This is a genomic window from Amycolatopsis sp. NPDC031561 (genome assembly GCF_055580625.1).
The window spans coordinates 60,963-77,229 of sequence record NZ_JBVILA010000024.1; the positions used below are offsets into that span (position 1 = coordinate 60,963).

The 16,267-nt window shown below is 70.0% G+C and carries 14 protein-coding genes and 1 pseudogene; 2 read left to right on the plus strand and 13 right to left on the minus strand.

The features are described 5' to 3' along the window. Positions 1–146: 146 nt before the first annotated feature. Genes nadC through nadA form a run of 3 tightly spaced genes read right to left on the minus strand, consistent with a single transcriptional unit; the run spans position 147 to position 3,696 of the window. Positions 147–1,037 carry a carboxylating nicotinate-nucleotide diphosphorylase gene (gene nadC / locus ACZ5IK_RS34985; RefSeq protein WP_465491597.1) on the minus strand — a complete coding sequence of 297 codons (891 nt, stop codon included), beginning with the start codon at positions 1,035–1,037 and terminating at the stop codon, positions 147–149. Continuing rightward, positions 1,034–2,689 carry an L-aspartate oxidase gene (locus ACZ5IK_RS34990; RefSeq protein ID WP_465491598.1) on the minus strand — a complete coding sequence of 552 codons (1,656 nt, stop codon included), beginning with the start codon at positions 2,687–2,689 and terminating at the stop codon, positions 1,034–1,036. The genes nadC and ACZ5IK_RS34990 overlap by 4 nt, the downstream gene beginning before the upstream one ends. Further along, complete coding sequence (gene nadA / locus ACZ5IK_RS34995; RefSeq protein ID WP_465491599.1) at positions 2,686–3,696, minus strand: quinolinate synthase NadA; 1,011 nt, start codon at positions 3,694–3,696, stop codon at positions 2,686–2,688. The genes ACZ5IK_RS34990 and nadA overlap by 4 nt, the downstream gene beginning before the upstream one ends. A gap of 123 nt (positions 3,697–3,819) precedes the next feature. Between nadA and ACZ5IK_RS35000 the strand changes: the two genes are divergently transcribed. Together ACZ5IK_RS35000 and ACZ5IK_RS35005 are read left to right on the plus strand one after the other, a co-directional pair. After that, positions 3,820–4,455: an NUDIX hydrolase gene (locus tag ACZ5IK_RS35000; RefSeq protein ID WP_101609467.1), complete on the plus strand. Its 636-nt coding sequence runs from the start codon at positions 3,820–3,822 to the stop codon at positions 4,453–4,455. Positions 4,456–4,495: 40 nt separating this feature from the next. Continuing rightward, positions 4,496–5,212: an LON peptidase substrate-binding domain-containing protein gene (locus tag ACZ5IK_RS35005; RefSeq protein WP_465491600.1), complete on the plus strand. Its 717-nt coding sequence runs from the start codon at positions 4,496–4,498 to the stop codon at positions 5,210–5,212. 79 nt (positions 5,213–5,291) lie between these two features. Here the strand turns inward: ACZ5IK_RS35005 and ACZ5IK_RS35010 are convergent, their stop codons facing one another. From ACZ5IK_RS35010 to ACZ5IK_RS35055, 10 genes and pseudogenes are all read right to left on the minus strand, one after another. Then, positions 5,292–6,338, minus strand: coding sequence for a M48 family metallopeptidase (locus tag ACZ5IK_RS35010; protein ID WP_465491601.1), 1,047 nt, complete (start codon positions 6,336–6,338; stop codon positions 5,292–5,294). A gap of 45 nt (positions 6,339–6,383) precedes the next feature. Further along, positions 6,384–6,989 (minus strand): DUF2567 domain-containing protein, encoded by a 606-nt coding sequence (locus tag ACZ5IK_RS35015; RefSeq protein ID WP_465491602.1) that lies wholly within the window; start codon positions 6,987–6,989, stop codon positions 6,384–6,386. An 84-nt stretch (positions 6,990–7,073) separates the two neighbouring features. Next, on the minus strand, positions 7,074–7,274 hold the full coding sequence (bsaP, locus tag ACZ5IK_RS35020; protein ID WP_465491603.1) for a biotin synthase auxiliary protein BsaP: 201 nt from the start codon (positions 7,272–7,274) through the stop codon (positions 7,074–7,076). After that, positions 7,261–8,277, minus strand: a complete 1,017-nt coding sequence (gene bioB / locus ACZ5IK_RS35025; RefSeq protein ID WP_101609472.1) for a biotin synthase BioB — start codon at positions 8,275–8,277, stop codon at positions 7,261–7,263. The genes bsaP and bioB overlap by 14 nt, the downstream gene beginning before the upstream one ends. Before the next feature lie 84 nt (positions 8,278–8,361). Then, positions 8,362–9,078, minus strand: a complete 717-nt coding sequence (gene bioD / locus ACZ5IK_RS35030; RefSeq protein WP_465491658.1) for a dethiobiotin synthase — start codon at positions 9,076–9,078, stop codon at positions 8,362–8,364. 114 nt (positions 9,079–9,192) lie between these two features. Continuing rightward, positions 9,193–11,397 carry a SulP family inorganic anion transporter gene (locus tag ACZ5IK_RS35035; protein WP_465491604.1) on the minus strand — a complete coding sequence of 735 codons (2,205 nt, stop codon included), beginning with the start codon at positions 11,395–11,397 and terminating at the stop codon, positions 9,193–9,195. Between the two features lie 218 nt (positions 11,398–11,615). Further along, positions 11,616–13,874 (minus strand): bifunctional SulP family inorganic anion transporter/carbonic anhydrase, encoded by a 2,259-nt coding sequence (locus ACZ5IK_RS35040; RefSeq protein WP_465491605.1) that lies wholly within the window; start codon positions 13,872–13,874, stop codon positions 11,616–11,618. A gap of 239 nt (positions 13,875–14,113) precedes the next feature. Continuing rightward, positions 14,114–15,394, minus strand: coding sequence for an adenosylmethionine--8-amino-7-oxononanoate transaminase (locus ACZ5IK_RS35045; protein ID WP_465491606.1), 1,281 nt, complete (start codon positions 15,392–15,394; stop codon positions 14,114–14,116). Between the two features lie 25 nt (positions 15,395–15,419). Then, a pseudogene (locus ACZ5IK_RS35050) lies at positions 15,420–15,791 on the minus strand (cytochrome P450); the annotation flags it as partial. 6 nt (positions 15,792–15,797) lie between these two features. Beyond that, a complete protein-coding gene (locus tag ACZ5IK_RS35055; protein WP_465491607.1) occupies positions 15,798–16,151 on the minus strand; it encodes an SRPBCC domain-containing protein in 354 nt (117 codons plus the stop codon). Positions 16,152–16,267: the final 116 nt, after the last annotated feature.

The following is a 16,267-nucleotide window of genomic DNA, read 5'->3' on the forward strand; positions in this document are numbered from 1 at the left end:
TGGGGTATTCGGCGGATCCAGGTTTCCGCTGGGCGTGCGGCCGTGAGGTCCTCGTACCGGGTTGTACTCGGGTCTCACGGCCGTGCGTCCAGCGGGAAGCTGGGCCGTCGAGACCCCAGGAGGACTTCCGATGGTGACCACTCAGGTCAGCGCAGGTCCATCCCGAGGTCGAGTGCGGGTGAGGAATGGGTGAGCGCGCCGACGGCGAGGAAGTCCACACCGGACTCGGCGTAGGCCCGCGCGACGTCCAGCCGCAGTCCGCCCGAGGATTCGAGGCGGGTCTTCGGCGAGACCTCGTCGCGACGGTCGACGGCCTTCGCGCATTCGTCGGGGGTGAAGTTGTCGAGCAGTACCTCGTCGGCGCCCGCGGCGAGCGCCTCCTCCAGTTGGGCCAGGTCGTCGACCTCGACCTCGCAGTGCAGTTCGGGCGCGTGCTCGCGGGCCGCGGCCAGCGCCGCCGTCACCGAACCGGCGGCGACGACGTGGTTGTCCTTGATCAGCACCGCGTCGCCGAGGCCGAGCCGGTGGTTCACCCCGCCGCCCGCGCGGACGGCGTACTTCTCCAGCAGCCGCAGCCCGGGCAGGGTCTTGCGGGAATCGCGGACGCGGCAGCCCGTGCCGTCCACAGTGGACACCCAGGTGGCTGTCGCGGTGGCTATGCCGGAAAGGTGGCACAGCAGGTTCAGCGCGGTGCGTTCGGCGGTGAGCAGGCCGCGCACCGGACCGCGTACGACCAGCGCGGGCTCCCCGGCGGTCAGCCGCTCGCCGTCGTCGCGGGCGGCCAGGATCTCCAGGCCCGAACCGAGAACGACGTCGAAAACCGCGAGAGCCACCGGGATCCCGGCGATCACGCCCGCTTTCCTGGGCGTGAGTTCGGCCAGCGCGTGCGCGGACTCGGGCACGGTGGCGTTCGTCGTCGCGTCGGGCCCGTAGCGGAGGTCCTCGGCCAGCGCCGTCGTGACGACCCGGTGGACGTCCGGGACGTCGAGGCCGTGGTCGACCAGCGCCTTGGTGACCCAGTGGGAGAATTCGCTCATGCCACACCCTCCAAAGCGATCGGATCGGCCAGTACCGGCTGCCCGGACGGGCTGAGCCGGATGAGCTGGCCGCGTTGCCAGGTGTCGTCGTCACGTCCGGGGAAGTCGGTCCGCACGTGGCAGCCCCGGGATTCCGTCCGGCGCGCGGCCGCCGCGACCAAAGCCTCCGCCACCACCGTGAGGGCGGCGTCCTCGACGATCCGAGGGGTCCACAAAGGACTCTCGATCACCGAAAGATCCAGTACCGAACCGACGACGGCGAGCCCTTCCTCGTCGCGGCCGATCGCGGCGTAGCGGCTCATCGCGCGCTGCAAAGCGTCGCGATCGGTGACCGCGACCGTGGCGGGCGGGTTGAGCACACCGCGACGCGGGTCCGCGAGCAGCCCGGTGGCGAGGTCCGCCGCGACCGCCTCGGCCACCCGGCGACCGACGACGAGTCCTTCGAGCAAACTGTTGGAGGCCAAGCGGTTCGCACCGTGCAGGCCGGTCCTCGCGACCTCGCCCGCCGCGTAGAGGCCGCGGACGCCCGACCGTCCGTCCGCAGTGGTCACCACGCCACCGCAGGCGAAATGCGCCGCCGGCGTGACCGGGATCGGGTCCTTCGCCGGGTCGAGACCGATCACCGCGCACGCCGCGTGCACGGTCGGGAATCGCTTCGCGAACCCGGTGATCCCTGTGGCGTCGAGGAAAACGTGGTCGTCGACACCGCCGGGAGCCTGCACCATCCGGCGCGTGATCGCCGCCGACACGACGTCCCGGGGCGCGAGATCACCGAGCGGGTGCACCCCGCGCATGACCGAAGCGCCCGTCGCGTCGTGCAAGGTCGCACCCTCGCCGCGTACCGCTTCGGTGACCAGCGGGCACCGGCCGCGCGCGCCCGGGGTGAACAGGACCGTCGGATGGAACTGGACGAACTCGACGTCCGCGAGCTGTGCCCCCGCGCGCAACGCGAGCGCCAGCCCGTCGCCCGTGGCGAGCTCCGGATTCGACGTCGCCTGGTAGAGCTGCCCCAGACCGCCGCTGGCCAGCAGCACGGCGGGCGCCCGGACGACCCCGGGAACGCCGTGGTGGTCCAGCACTGTCACGCCCGCCACCTCGCCGGCGGGGGTGCGGATCGCGTCGACGGCGATGTGGTGTTCCAGCACCGGGATCCGCCGGTCACCGGCCTTCGCGACCAGTGTCCGTTCGACCTCCGCCCCGGTCGCGTCGCCGCCCGCGTGGATGACCCGGAAAGCGCTGTGCCCGCCTTCCCGCGTGCGGGCGAGTTCGGGCCGCCCTTCGACCGCCGGGTCGAAGCGGGCGCCCTCGGCCCGGAGCCTGGCCACCGCGGCCGGGCCGCCCGCGATGATCGAACGGACCGCGTCCTCGTCGCAGAGCCCGGCACCGGCGGTGAGCGTGTCCGCTGCGTGCTTGCCGACCGAGTCGCCCTGCTCGTGCTCACCCTCCAGCACGACCGCGACCCCGCCCTGCGCCCACCGGGTGTTCCCGTCGGAGACCGCCGCCTTGGTGACCACCAGGACGCGCAGGCCGAGTTCCTGGGCGCGCAGCGCGGCGGTGAGCCCGGCCACTCCGCTGCCGATCACCACGAGATCGGCGGCGGCCTCCCACTCCGGGCGGGTTTTCGCCTGGAGGGCGGTAACCGGGTCGGTCATTCTCCGCCGCCAGGCTGCCCGATCTCGATCATGCGCTGCACGGAAGCGCGGGCACGGGCGGCGGTCTCGATGTCGACGTGGACCTCGTCGGCACCCTCGCGCAGCGACCGCAGCAGGGCGGCGGGCGTGATCATCTTCATGTACCGGCAGGACGCCCGGTCGTTCACCGCGCGGAAGTCGATCTCCGGCGCGGCCTTGCGCAGCTGGTGGATCATGCCGATCTCGGTGGCGACGAGGACCGACTTCGCCTTGGTGTCGCGGGCGGCGTGGACCATGTCGCCGGTCGAGAGGATCTTGACCCGCTCGGGGGCGACGGCACCCTCTCCGGCGAGGTACAGCGCCGACGTCGCGCAGCCGCATTCCGGGTGGATGAACAGGTCGGCGTCCGGGTTCTCCGCGGCCCGCTCGGCCAGTTCGGCACCGTTGATCCCGGCGTGCACGTGACACTCGCCTGCCCAGATGTGCATGTTCTCGCGGCCCGTCACGCGCTTGACGTGCGCACCGAGGAACTGGTCCGGCAGGAACAGAACCTCCTGGTCAGCGGGGATCGAGGCGACCACGTCGACGGCGTTCGACGACGTGCAGCAGATGTCGGTCTCCGCCTTGACCTCGGCCGTGGTGTTCACGTACGACACGACGACGGCGCCGGGGTGCTCGGCCTTCCAGGCGCGCAGTTCGGCACCGGTGATCGAGTCCGCGAGCGAGCAGCCGGCCCGCGCGTCCGGGATCAGGACCGTCTTCTCGGGCGCCAGGATCTTCGCCGTCTCGGCCATGAAGTGCACGCCGCAGAAGACGATGGTGGACGCTTCGCTGCTCGCCGCGATCCGGCTGAGCGCGAGGGAGTCACCGGTGAAATCGGCGATGTCCTGGATCTCGGGGACCTGGTAGTTGTGCGCGAGCAGGACGGCGTCGCGCTTGCGAGCGAGGCTCCGCACCTCCTCCGCCCAAGCCGCGTCGGCGACGACGCCACCGTAGGGAGTCAGGTCGTTCTGCAGGGTGCTCGTCATCGTTCTGGCCCTCCTGGACCGATTTGTCCAAAGTCGGTTTTCGCCTTACAATCGAAAACCGTGCGAAGTCATCTTAACACCCAGACCCCCCTCGCCCACGAGGTTTTGGGAGCGGTCCTGCAAGTGCGCTCGGACACACTCCGGGTCCTGCTGTGGCGGCGCGCGCTCGATCCGCATCTGGGCCGCTGGTCCCTGCCGGGCGGCAGGCTTCGCCCGGATGAAGACGTCGAGGCGTCCATTCGGCGGCAGCTCGCGGAGAAGGTCGACGTACGCCAGTTGAAGCATGTGGAGCAGCTGGCGGTGTTCAGCGCGCCGGACCGGGTGCCGGGCCCGCGCGTCGTGGCGACGGCGTTCCTCGGCCTCGTACCGTCCGATGTGGACCCCGAGATCCCGGAAGACACCGAGTGGCACGACGTTTCCGAGCTGCCGCGGACGGCGTTCGACCACGAGTCCATCGTGCTGCGCGCGCGGGACCGGCTCCGGTCGAAGCTCTGCTACACGAATCTCGGGTTCGCTCTTGCCCCGGAAGAGTTCACCGTATCGGCGTTGAGGGGGCTCTACTCGGCTGCGCTGGGTTACCGGGTGTCCGCGACGAACCTGCAGCGTGTGCTGTCCCGGCGAGGGCTGCTCCTCCCCACCGGGCACACCGCTCCGCCCGGGCGCAGCGGTGGGCGTCCAGCGGCCCTCTTCTCCTTCGCGGGCAAGGGGATGCAGATCACCGACCCGTTCGCGGTGTTCCGCCCGCCCGCCGCGAAGTGACCGTCCTGCGAAGTGCGTGCCGTGCCCGTACCTTGAACGGGTGACCGAGCCGAGCGATGAGTCCACCGGGAAGGCGATCTTGCCGCTGTTCCCGCTACAGACCGTGCTTCTGCCCGGAACACACCTCCCTCTGCACATTTTCGAACCGCGGTACCGGCAGCTGATGACCGACCTCGTCGGTGACGTCATCCCGGATCGCGAGTTCGGGGTCGTCGCGCTGCGTTCGGCGATGATCCGGGAGGTGAGCGGGCCCGAGCACGTCCACGAAGTCGGCTGCAGCACGGTGCTGCGCGAGGCGAAACGGCTGCCGGACGGCAGATTCGACGTCGTCACCACCGCGCGGCGCCGGTTCCGGCTGCTCGAAATCGACCGCGTCTCCGCGCCCTACCTGATCGGCTCGGTCGAATGGATACCCGACGACCGGGTCTCGTCGGTGCACGGCGACACCGTCGCCAGGCTCGCCGACGTCGCCAAGGCCGCGCACCGGCGCTACTGCGAGTCCGCCTGGCACGCCGACGACTGGACCACCCCGCCCGACGACGGCGACATCGCGGCGCTCGCGTACCGGCTCACCTCCGACTGCCTGCTCCCGCTGGAGGACCGGCAGCGCCTGCTGGAGGAGTCCAACCCGCTGCGGCGGCTGCGGATCGCGTGCCGGCTGCTGACGCGGGAGGCCGGGTTCCTCAGCACGCTCGGCGCGGTCCCGATGCCGCCGGGGGAACTCGGCGAGTTCACGCGCCCCTCGAACCTGAACTGAACGGACCCGCCGGATGCCATGAAAGTCCCCTTCATTGCAAATTTTGCAATGAAGGGGACTTTCATAGCGCGCGCGAGGGCTACTTACCGGACTCCGGGGTGCTGTCGGAACCGTTGCCGAACTTGTTCCACACCTTCCCCGCCGCACCGGAAACCGCCTCGCCGACGTCGCTGAACACCTTCGTCAGCGGATCAGCCGAGCTGTTCCAGGAATCCTTGTAAGACTTCGCGGCCGACTTCAGGTCATCGGTCCAGGTGGAGGACGGCGAGTCCGCGTCGCGGCGCGGGTACTGGCCGGCCAGGATCGCCCGGTACTCCTCGGAAGCGGCCCACTTCTGCAGTTGCGCGGCGCGCACGACGGCCAGCGGATGCGACATCGTCTCGACGTAGCGCAGCTTCAGGTAGCTGTCACGGATGTCGTCGACCGATTCGTACTCGGCCGCCTGCTGCAGGAACGCCGGGATGTCGATCTTCGAGGGGTCGATGCCGCCCGCGACCAGGATCTGCGACCGCAGCGCCGCCGTCGGGTCCTGCGAGCACAGCAGCCCGGCGCGGTCGCACGACAGTTCGGCCTTGCGGTACCACTCGCGCAGCGCCGCGATGACGACGCGGATGCCGATCGCGCTCACCGGCGTCCACGACATCGACATCTGCAGGCCGATCAGCCGGATCATGATGGTGCGGTACACCGCGTGCCCGGACAGCACGTGTCCCATCTCGTGCCCGATCACGAACCGCAGTGACGCGATGTCCATCGCCTCGACGGCCGCGGTGTTGAGCACGATGAACGGCTCGTCCATGCCGATCGTCTGCGCGTTGACCTCGGGGCTGCGGGCGACGTACAGGTTCGGCACGCGTTCGAGGTCAAGGGTTTCGGCGCATTCGTTGCGGAGCTTGTCCAGCTCCGGGTACTGCTTCGGGCCCACCCGGATGCCGGACGCGAGCGCCATGAGCCGCTCGCCGCGTTCGGAGTAGAAGCCCGAAACCGCCTTCACGACCTGCGCGAATCCGGGAATCGCGCGCAGGGTGGCCAGCGCGCCGCGGTCGACGGGGTGTTCGTAGGCACGCGGGCTGATACCCGGGAAGCGGACGGCGTTGTGCCGGGAAACCTCGATGTCTTCAGTCAAGAAAAGCCCCCTAGAGATGTCCCGGCCCACCCTAGAGGAAAACGCTCAGCCGAGGCGGCGACCCAGATCTTCTCGTCCGTTCCACGCGGTCAGCAGCGTGTACACCAGCGTGGTCATCAACGGCGCGGCGAGCATGATCCACGTCGATTCGAGCTGTGGCGCCTTCGCGATGACGTCGCCGACGGCCGGTGCCGCGGCGATCTCGTAGCGGCTGTTGGCGAACGAGACGCCCATCGTCGCGCCCAGCCAGCCCGCGAGGGTCGCGCCGCCGGTCGCGGCGATCAGCACGACCGGACCGCGGCGTTCCCGCAGCATCCAGGTCACGACGCCGATCAGCAGCCCGGCGCCGAGCGCGAGGAAACCGTAGATCGCGAGGTCGTCGAAGCGGTGCCAGCTCTCCAGTTCCAGCGGCGCGAGACCGCCGCGGTCGTTGATCACGCGCATCCGCTGCGGCGGCGCGAGCCGTGCCCACAGCCAGGCCAGCGGGAAGCCGAGCAGGCCCGCCGTGGACAGCACGCTGATCGCCGGCAGCAGATCGGCCTTGATGACGACCTTCGGGTGCGGGCGGCGCGGCCTCGGCAGCACGGGCACCGACCAGGGGTCGGACACGCTGGAAGACAGGTGTGCCGGTTTTCCCGACGTCTCGCCCAACCCGGACTCCTCCCTCACGCAGCTTGTGCAGAGCGTAACCAATGACGCCCCCAGCGCACGCAACCCGGCACCGAGTCGCGGGAATCAGCCGGACAGTTCACCGTGACGGCTGCACCGGGCCGTCCAGCCCACCGGGGTGATCTGGACGACCATCCGCCGCGCGCAGAATGTGCAGTAGCGCGGCGGTTCGAGGGCCGTTCTCGGATTGTGGCAAGCGGGATGTTCCGCGCCGTCGGACGGCTGTCCACAGTGGACGCAGAACGCCGGTCGGTCAGAGGACGTCACTGATCGCCTTCACCGGCATCTTCAGCTCGTCGAGCATCTCCAGGTCCGCGGTGGCCGGGCGGCCGAGGTTGGTCAGGTAGTTGCCGACGATGATCGCGTTGATGCCGCCGAGCATGCCCTGCTTGGTGCCCAGATCGCCGAAGGTCAGCTCACGGCCGCCGGAGAAACGCAGCAGCGGGCGGGGCATCGCGAGCCGGAAGGCGGCGACGGTGCGCAGCGCGTCCTTGCCTTCGACGACCTCGTAGCCCTCGTACGGCGTCCCCGGCTGCGGGATGAGGAAGTTCATCGTGCACTCGTCCGGGTTCAGCTCGGCCAGCTGCGCGGCGAACTCGGCGCGCTGTTCGACGCTCTCCCCCATGCCGATGATGCCGCCGCAGCAGACCTCCATACCCGCCTCGCGGATCATGCGCAGGGTCTCCCAGCGCTCTTCCCACGTGTGCGTGGTGACGACGTTCGCGAAATGCGAGCGCGCGGTCTCCAGGTTGTGGTTGTAGCGGTGCACGCCCATCTCGACGAGCTCGTCGACCTGTTCCTGGGTGAGCATGCCGAGCGAGCAGGCGATCTGGATGTCGTTGCCGTCCTCGCGGATGGCCTTGATGCCCTCGCGGACCTGCGAGAGCAGCCGCTTGTCGGGACCGCGGACGGCGGCGACGATGCAGAACTCGGTCGCGCCGGTCTCGACGGTCTGACGGGCGGCCTTGACCAGGCCGGGGATGTCCAGCCACGCCGAACGCACCGGCGTCGGGAAACGGCCGGACTGCGAGCAGAAGTGACAGTCCTCGGGGCAGCCGCCGGTCTTGAGGCTGATGATGCCCTCGACCTCGACCTCGGGACCGCACCAGCGCATCCGCACCTCGTGGGCCAGCGCCAGCAGATCGGTCAGGTGGTCGTCGCCGAGCCGCAGGACTTCGAGGAGCTGCTCCTCGCCGAGGCCGACGCCACGCTCGAGGACCTGTTCACGCGCCACGGCGAGGATGTCGACGGTCTCCGGGGCTGTGGTCACGAGGCGGCTCCTGTTCGGGGTGGGGCGTCAAAGCAAAGGCACATCATCGTGCACGACCGGGTGTCCCGGACACAGCGACGCAGATCACTTCTGCGCCGACGCGCGGCCGACGAAGCATTCCGGATCGAACTCCCCGCCGAACCACGGCGAGAGACCCGCCCTGGCCAGGGCGGCGAACTCCTCGGGTTCCGCCGAGCCCAGGCCGGCGGGCAGCACGCCCAGCAGCGGGGCGCCGGCGGCGACCGGCAGGTCCCGCAGGTTCGACACCGCGGCCAGATCAGGCTCGTCGGGCCACGAGCCGATGATCACCCCGGCCACGGTGAGCCCGCGTTTGGTCGCGACCTCGGCGGTCAGGGCGGTCGCGTTGAGCGTGCCCAGCCCGGCCTCGGCCACGACGATCACCAGCGCACCGAGAGACCAGGCGACGTCGGCCAGCGAGGCGCCGTCGGCGTCGAACCGGACCAGCAGCCCGCCCGCGCCCTCGACGAGGGTGAGGTCGTGTTCGCCGTCGAGGTCGCTCGCCGCGGCGGCGATCTCGCTCGGGGACAACGTCGGCAGCCCCGAAAGCCTGGAGGCCGCCTCCGGTGACAGCGGATCCGGATATCGCCGCAGCTCACGCGTGGTGACCGGCCCGGCGAGACGGAGGACGTCGTCGAGGTCGCCGGGCTCGTCCGGACCCACCCCGGTCTGCGCCGGTTTCAGCACGGCGACGCGTTGGCCCTGCCCGGCGGCCAGCGCGGCGATGGCGGCGGTGGTGATCGTCTTGCCGACACCGGTTCCGGTGCCGGTTATGACCAGCATGCTCACGTGGGTTGAATCTAGTGGGTCGGGCTGGAGGGGAGCTGAAGGGGACCATCCCCGCATGCGATCGGGTGAAGGACGCTTCGACCCCATCGCATGCGGGTAAGGCGTCCTTCAGCTCCCGGAGGTGGTCACGGCCCCGACCGGGGTGAACGACGGGCTGCCGTCATCGGTCAGGTAGACCTGAGCGGCCCCGACGTCGAAGTACATCCCGGTCAGGTGCAGCTCGCCGCGCGCCTCGGCCTCGGCGATCAGCGGGTAGTGACGCAGGTGCTCCAGCTGCTGCAGCACGTTCTGCAGGGCCAGCCGGTTGACCTCGGTGTCCGGGCGTTCGCCGTCGAGGGTCACCGTGACCTTGCGCTTGGCGCTCGGCTCGGCGTGCCGCAGCCAGGAGGCCAGCATCGGCGCGCCGTCGGGGGCGCCGGTGGCCAGCGCCTGCATCGCACCGCAGCCGGAATGCCCGCAGACCACGATTTCGCGCACCTTCAGCACGCCGACGGCGAACTCGACGGTGGCCCCCATCGACGGGTCGGCCTGCCGGGCGGGCACCAGGTTCCCGATGTTGCGGACGGTGAACAGATCACCGGGACCGCTGGTGGTGATCATGTTCGGCACGATCCGCGCGTCACCGCAGGTGATGAACAGGGTGTGCGGTGACTGGCCGCCCGCCAGCTTGCTGAGCGCGGGCTGCATGAGCGCCGCGGTACGCCGCTGGAACTCGGTCGCCCCGCGCAGCGTCGGACCGCCGCGCTGGCCGGGCACCTGGACGTCCTTGGCCTGCCAGTCGGACCACGGCGCGAGGAGCCGCGGCACCGAACGCACCGCGTCCGTCCTGGTCAGGGTGGGATCGCCGGATTTGCCGTTGGCGAACCACGGATGCCCGACCTCGTCGACGATCACCTCACCGCCGGTGCGCTCGTGTCCCTGCTGCCAGTTCGAAAGGCTCTCGAAGGCGGCGTGGTCGAGGTAGTCGACGACCAGCTCCAGAGTCACCTTCGCGCCGTCGGGCACGGTCGCGAGCACCCGGCTGAGCCTCGGCACCGAAAGGAATGTCAGGACGCCTTCGACGACGACGCGCCACTCCTCACCGTCGCGTTCGGCGTGGATCCCGGACCACACCGTGCGCCGCAGCATCAGCAGCACCGACAGCGCGATGCCGAGCAGGACCCCCGTGAGCAGGTCGAAGACGACGACACCGGCGAGCGTCAGCAGGTACAGCCCGAGGTCACCGTGTTTGAGGACCTGCTTCATGTGACCGGGGTTGACCAGTTTCGCGCCGACGTGGACCAGCAGGCCAGCCAGTGCGGCGAGCGGGATGTTCTGGATCAGCCCGGCGAACGCGGCGACGAACACCAGGATCCAGACCCCGTGCAGGATCGCCGAGGTGCGGGTGCGGGCACCGGCGGCGACGTTGGTCGAGCTGCGGACGATCACGCCGGTGACCGGGAGGCCGCCCAGCGCGCCGGAGGTCATGTTCGCGGCGCCCTGTCCGATCAGTTCGCGGTCGAGGTTCGACCGCGGCCCGGTGTGCATCTTGTCGACCGCGACGGCCGAGAGCAGGCTTTCCACGCTGGCGATCAGGGCGATGGTGATGACGGCGACGGCGAACGCGCCCCAGCCGGTGCTCGGGAATTCGGGCGCGAAGCGGATGTTGAGCAGGTCGCCCGGCAGCGTGACGCGGGGCAGGGTCATCCCGGCGACGACGGACAGCACGGTCACCAGCGCGATCGCGGCGAGCGGGCCGGGCACCTTGCGGACGACCTTGGGCAGCCGCGGCCACAGCAGCAGGATGCCGATGGTGAGCACGCCGATCAGCGCGGCGGTGTCGTGGTGGCCGACGATCTGCGCGGGCAGTTCGGCGATGTTCTTGAGCGCGGAGCTCTGCGCCGATCCGCCCAGCACGACGTGGAGCTGGCCGAGGACGATCGTGACGCCGATCCCGGCGAGCATGCCGTGGACGATGGCGGGTGAGATCGCGAGCGCGGCGCGCGCGATGCGGCTCAGCCCGAGCAGGATCTGGAGCGCGCCCGCGGCGACGGTGATCGCGCAGGTGGTCGCCCAGCCGAAGGTCGCGATCGTTTCGGCCATGATCACCGTCAGACCGGCGGCCGGACCGCTGACCTGAAGCGGGGAGCCGCCGAGCGCGCCGGCGACCACACCTCCCACGACGGCCGCGATCAGCCCCGCGACGATCGGCGCCCCTGACGCGAGAGCGATCCCGAGTGACAGCGGGACGGCGACGAGGAACACCACCAACGAGGCGGGCACGTCGTGACGAAGCACGGCGAGTGGTCGGGGTTTTTCTGAACTGGCCAGCATGATCACCAGGAAACTGGTGAATTGTCCGATATGCACCACCTGATCGAGTGAATATCACCCCACAGGCGGGTGGCGTGGCCCACTTTCGCGCTCTTTCGTTGCTTTGAGATGTCCTCAGCATTTCGAAAAGCCTTGCAGGCTCCCAAATATTGGGATTCAAGACCGTCGATCGCGAATGACATTCGGGTTTCGGTGGGGACCGGGTGGGTCGCGAAAGGCTAGGACTTCACCGGGGTGGCGGCCGAGGTGAACGACCGGTGCGCCGCGTCGAGCAGATAGACGTTCGCCTTGCCGACGTCGAAGTACATCCCGGTGAGCCGGAGTTCGCCCCGGGCCAGCGCGGCGTCCACGACCGGGTACGAGCGCAGGTTTTCCAGTTGCTGCACGACATTGTGCAGAGCGAGCCGATCGGCCTCGTGATCAGGACGGGCGCCGTCGAGCAGGACCGGCCCCTCGCTTTCCCTGCGCCGCATCGTCGCCTCGCCGTGGCGCAGCCAGCCGCCGAGGTGCACGAGCCCGGTGGGCGCGTCCCCGAGCAGCGCCTTCATCGCTCCGCAGCCGGAGTGCCCGCACACCACCACTTCCCGCACCCGCAGCAGACCGACGGCGTACTCGATCGCCGCCCCCACGGAGAAATCCGCTTCGGCACTGGCGTGCGGGACGAGGTTTCCGATGTTCCGCACGGTGAACAGGTCGCCCGGTCCGCTGGTGGTGATCAGGTTCGGCACGATCCGCGCGTCGCCGCAGGTGACGAACAGCGTATGCGGCTGCTGCCCGTTCGCCAGTCCGTCCCAGGTCCGTCGCAACAGCGGCGCCGTCCGCCGCTGGAACTCGGAAGCACCGCGGCACAACGGAACACTGCCGCCGCGCTGGCCCGGCAGTTCGAGATGCTCCGCCTGCCATTCCGACCACGGCGCGAGCCAGCGCGGCACCACCCGGGACGCGACACCGCGCCGCACGGTCGGCACGCCTGCCTTGCCGCGTCCGAACCACGGATGCCCGATCTCGTCGACGAGCACGACTCCCCCGGCCCGCTCGTGCGCGCGCTGCCAGCCGCGCAGGCAGTCGAAAGCGGCGTGGTCGAGATAGTCGACGAAGAGTTCCAGCGTCACTTCCGAACCCGCGGGGACTCCGGCGAGGACGGTCGTGAGCCTTGGCACGGAAAGGAAAGTGAGCGCACCTTCGATGACGACGCGGGTCCGCGCGCCGTCCGGTTCGATGTGGATCCCGGAGAACAGCATCCGGCGCAGCATGAGCACGAGCGCCACCGCGACCCCCGCGGCGACCCCGGTGAGCAGGTTGACGGCGACCGCGCCGGTCAGGGTCGCCAGGTACACCGGCAGGTCACCGTGGCGGCGGACCTCACGGAGACTGGTGACGTTGACCAGTTTGGCGCCGACGTAGACGAGGAGCCCGGCGAGGGCGGCGAGCGGGATCAGCCGCAGCGCGCCGGCCAGGAACAGGCAGCAGCCGAGAATCCAGGCGCTGTGCAGGATCGCCGACATCCGGGTCCGGGCGCCCGCTTCGAAGTTGGTCATGGTGCGCACGACGACGCCGGTGACCGGGAATCCGCCGAGCGACCCGGCGGCGACGTTCGCCAGGCCCTGGCCGACGAGTTCGCGGTTGAGGTCGGTGCGGGGACCGTCGCGCAGTTTGTCGACGGCGATGACCGAAAGCAGGCTTTCCAGGCTGGCGATGAGCGCGATGGTGAAGACGGCCGCGGTGATCGCCGCCCAGGACCCCGACGGCGCCTCGGGCACGAAACCCAGCCCTGGCAAGCCGTTCGGGAGGTCGACGCGCGGCAGGTCCATCCCGGCCGCGACGGAAAGCCCGGTGGCCACCACGACGGCGACCAGCGGACCGGGGACGCGGCGCACCGGACGCGGCATCCGGGTCCACGCCAGCAGGACACCGACGGTGACCACGCCGATCAGCGCGGCCTGGTCGTGGTGGCCGACGATCTGGCCCGGCAGCGCGAGGACGTTCGCGATCGCGGAACCGTGCGCCGCGCCACCGAGCGCGACGTGCAACTGGCCGAGGACGATGATCAGGCCGATCCCGGCGAGCAGGCCGTGCACGATCGCCGGCGAGATCGCGAGCGCGGCCCTGGCGATGCGGCTGACGCCGAAGAGGATCTGGACCACGCCCGCCGCGGCGGTGATGGCGCAGGTGGCGGCCCAGCCGAAGGTGGCGATGGTCTCCGCGAGGACGACGGTCAGCGCGGCGGACGGTCCGCTGACCTGAAGAGCGGAAGCGCCGAAGAGGCTCGCGACGAGTCCGCCGACGACGGCGGAGACGAGTCCGGCGAGCAGAGGGGCACCGGCGGCGTGGGCGACGCCGAGCGAAAGCGGAACGGCCACGAGGAAGACGACAACCGAAGCCGGGAGGTCGTGGCGCAGGTTCTTCAGGAGGGTCGATGCGGGGTTGCGGCGGCCCGGAGGCCCGGTGTCGTGCTCGTCACCAACGATGTCGATCATGGGGGCAGGAAACCTGATCGGCGCGCAAAAGTCCGCTACGCAAAGGTTTCTCAGGTTTGCTTGTGCACCGGAGAACTGGGACATAACGGCCTTTTGCGACGAACCGCAGGGTAAACCTCCCGATCGGACTCGCCCGATCGCTTGACCGAGATCAGCTCGAGGTCACGCGCTGTACCGAGCGTGGCCTTTGCGGTTTGCTGTGGCCGCCGTCACACTCTTTAGGTTGAACTTGGCCCATTTCAGGCTTTTTGCGCCGCCGCGACCACGGCCGACGTGATCGTCGCGAGGTCCTCGGCGTCGGAGATGTACGGCGGCATCGTGTAGATCAGGTTCCGGAACGGGCGCAGCCAGACACCGTTCGCGGTGAGGACCTCGGTCGCGATCGCCATGTCCACCGGATGGTCCAGTTCCACCACTCCGATGGCGCCGAGCACCCGCACGTCGGCGACCGCGGGCAGTTCGCGAGCGGGTTCGAGCCCGGCTTTCAGCGCGGCCTCGATCCGCGGGACGTCGGACTTCCAGCCGCCCTCGGCGAGGATCCCCAGCGAGGCGTTGGCGACGGCCGAGGACAGCGGATTCGCCATGAAGGTCGGGCCGTGCGCCAGCACGGGCAGTTCGCCCCGCGAGATCCCGTCGGCGATCTCCGGCGTGCACAGCGCCGCCGCCATCGTCAGATAACCGCCGGTCAGCGCCTTGCCGAGGCACAGGACGTCCGGGGTCACCCCGGCGTGCTCGGCGGCGAACATCCTGCCGGTGCGGCCGAAGCCGGTGGCGATCTCGTCGAAGATCAGCAGGACGTCGTTGGCCTCGGTGAGTTCCCGCAGCGCGCGCAGATACGCGGGCGGGTGGAACCGCATGCCGCCCGCGCCCTGCACGACCGGCTCGACGATGATCGCGGCCAGTTCGCCGGCGTGCCGCTCGATCTCCGCCGCGAGGACGTCGAGGTAGGCCTGATCGGGCTCGTCGTCGAACCCGCCGGGCGGTTTGGGCAGGAACAGCTGGTCCGGCAGGATCCCGCGCCACAGCGAATGCATCCCGCCGTCGGGGTCGCAGACGCTCATCGGGGTGAACGTGTCGCCGTGGTAGCCGCCGCGCCAGGTCATCAGGCGCCGCTTTTCCTTGCGCCCCACCGACTGCCAGTACTGCAGGCACATCTTGACGCCGACCTCGACCGACACCGACCCGGAGTCGCACAGGAAGACGTGCCGCAGGCCGTCCGGGGTGAGGTCGACCAGTGTCTTCGCCAGCCTGATGGCCGGTTCGTGGGTGAGCCCGCCGAACATCACGTGACTCATCCGGCCCGCCTGCTCGGCCAGCGCCGCGTCCAGCACCGGGTTCCGGTAGCCGTGGATCGCCGCCCACCAGGACGACATGCCGTCGACCAGTTCGCGGCCGTCGTCGAGGGTGAGCCGGACCCCGCTCGCCTCGCGGACCAGCAGGGAATCGATCGTGCTCGGCATCGGCCCGTACGGGTGCCAGACGTGTTCCGCGTCGAGCGCGAGGAGTTCGGCGGCGTCCATCCCGCGACCCTATGACACGCCCGCGTCAGCGCAGACGCACAGGGAGGGTTTCGAGACCGTGGACGAGGGTGCTTTCCCGCCACCGCAAGGATTCCGGCTCTGCGTCCAAGCCCATGAGCGGGAATCTCGCCAGCAGCCCGCGCAACGCGATCTCGGCCTCCAGCCGGGCCAGCGGGGCGCCGACGCAGTGGTGGATGCCGTGCCCGAACGCGAGATGCCCGGTCGCCTGCCGCGTGACGTCCAGCCGGTCGGGGTCCTCGAATCGCTCGGCGTCCCGGTTCGCGCCGATCAGGGAGACGAGCACGAACTCACCCTCCGGGATCACGACGTCACCGACCGGCAAGGGCTCTCCGGTGAACCGGATGGTCGCCAAGTGGATCGCGCCGTCGTAGCGCAGGACCGGTCAGCGTTCGGCCAGCGCGGCCACCACCCGCTCGGTCACCTCGGTCCAGTATGCCCGCTGTTCCTCGCGCTCGTCGGCGCCCGCGAGCCACTCCTGGTGGAAACGGAACGTGGTCTTCTGCTCGGTGCCGCTCACCGTGATCTGCAGGGTCGAGTCGTGATCCCAGTCCTTCGGCCGCCAGGTCAGCCTCAGCTTGTCGCCCTCGGAACGACCGCGGATCTCGCCGGTCGTCCCGTTGGCCGTTTCGTACGGCTCGCCCAGCTCACGGCCGAGTTCGGCACCCGGACCGAGCCAGATCCCCACCCCGTCGCGTCCGACCAGGAAGTCCCACACCTGTGCGCTGCTCTGCGGCACAGTTTGGGAAACCCCTACCTGCCAACCACTTCCGGCTGTTTTGGCCACTGCTTTCGTCACCGGCCCATCCTCTCACCGGGTGTACCGTGCGACAGTCACCGGTCCGGGTGGAGGAT

Excerpts from the sequence above, each read along its gene's own strand:
- ACZ5IK_RS35035 (WP_465491604.1), bottom strand. The coding sequence starts at position 11,397 with ATGCTGGCCAGTTCAGAAAAACCCCGACCACTCGCCGTGCTTCGTCAC.
- ACZ5IK_RS34990 (WP_465491598.1), bottom strand. The coding sequence starts at position 2,689 with ATGACCGACCCGGTTACCGCCCTCCAGGCGAAAACCCGCCCGGAGTGG.
- ACZ5IK_RS35040 (WP_465491605.1), bottom strand. The coding sequence starts at position 13,874 with ATGATCGACATCGTTGGTGACGAGCACGACACCGGGCCTCCGGGCCGC.
- nadC (WP_465491597.1), bottom strand. The coding sequence starts at position 1,037 with ATGAGCGAATTCTCCCACTGGGTCACCAAGGCGCTGGTCGACCACGGC.
- bioD (WP_465491658.1), bottom strand. The coding sequence starts at position 9,078 with ATGCTGGTCATAACCGGCACCGGAACCGGTGTCGGCAAGACGATCACC.
- nadA (WP_465491599.1), bottom strand. The coding sequence starts at position 3,696 with ATGACGAGCACCCTGCAGAACGACCTGACTCCCTACGGTGGCGTCGTC.
- ACZ5IK_RS35045 (WP_465491606.1), bottom strand. The coding sequence starts at position 15,394 with ATGGACGCCGCCGAACTCCTCGCGCTCGACGCGGAACACGTCTGGCAC.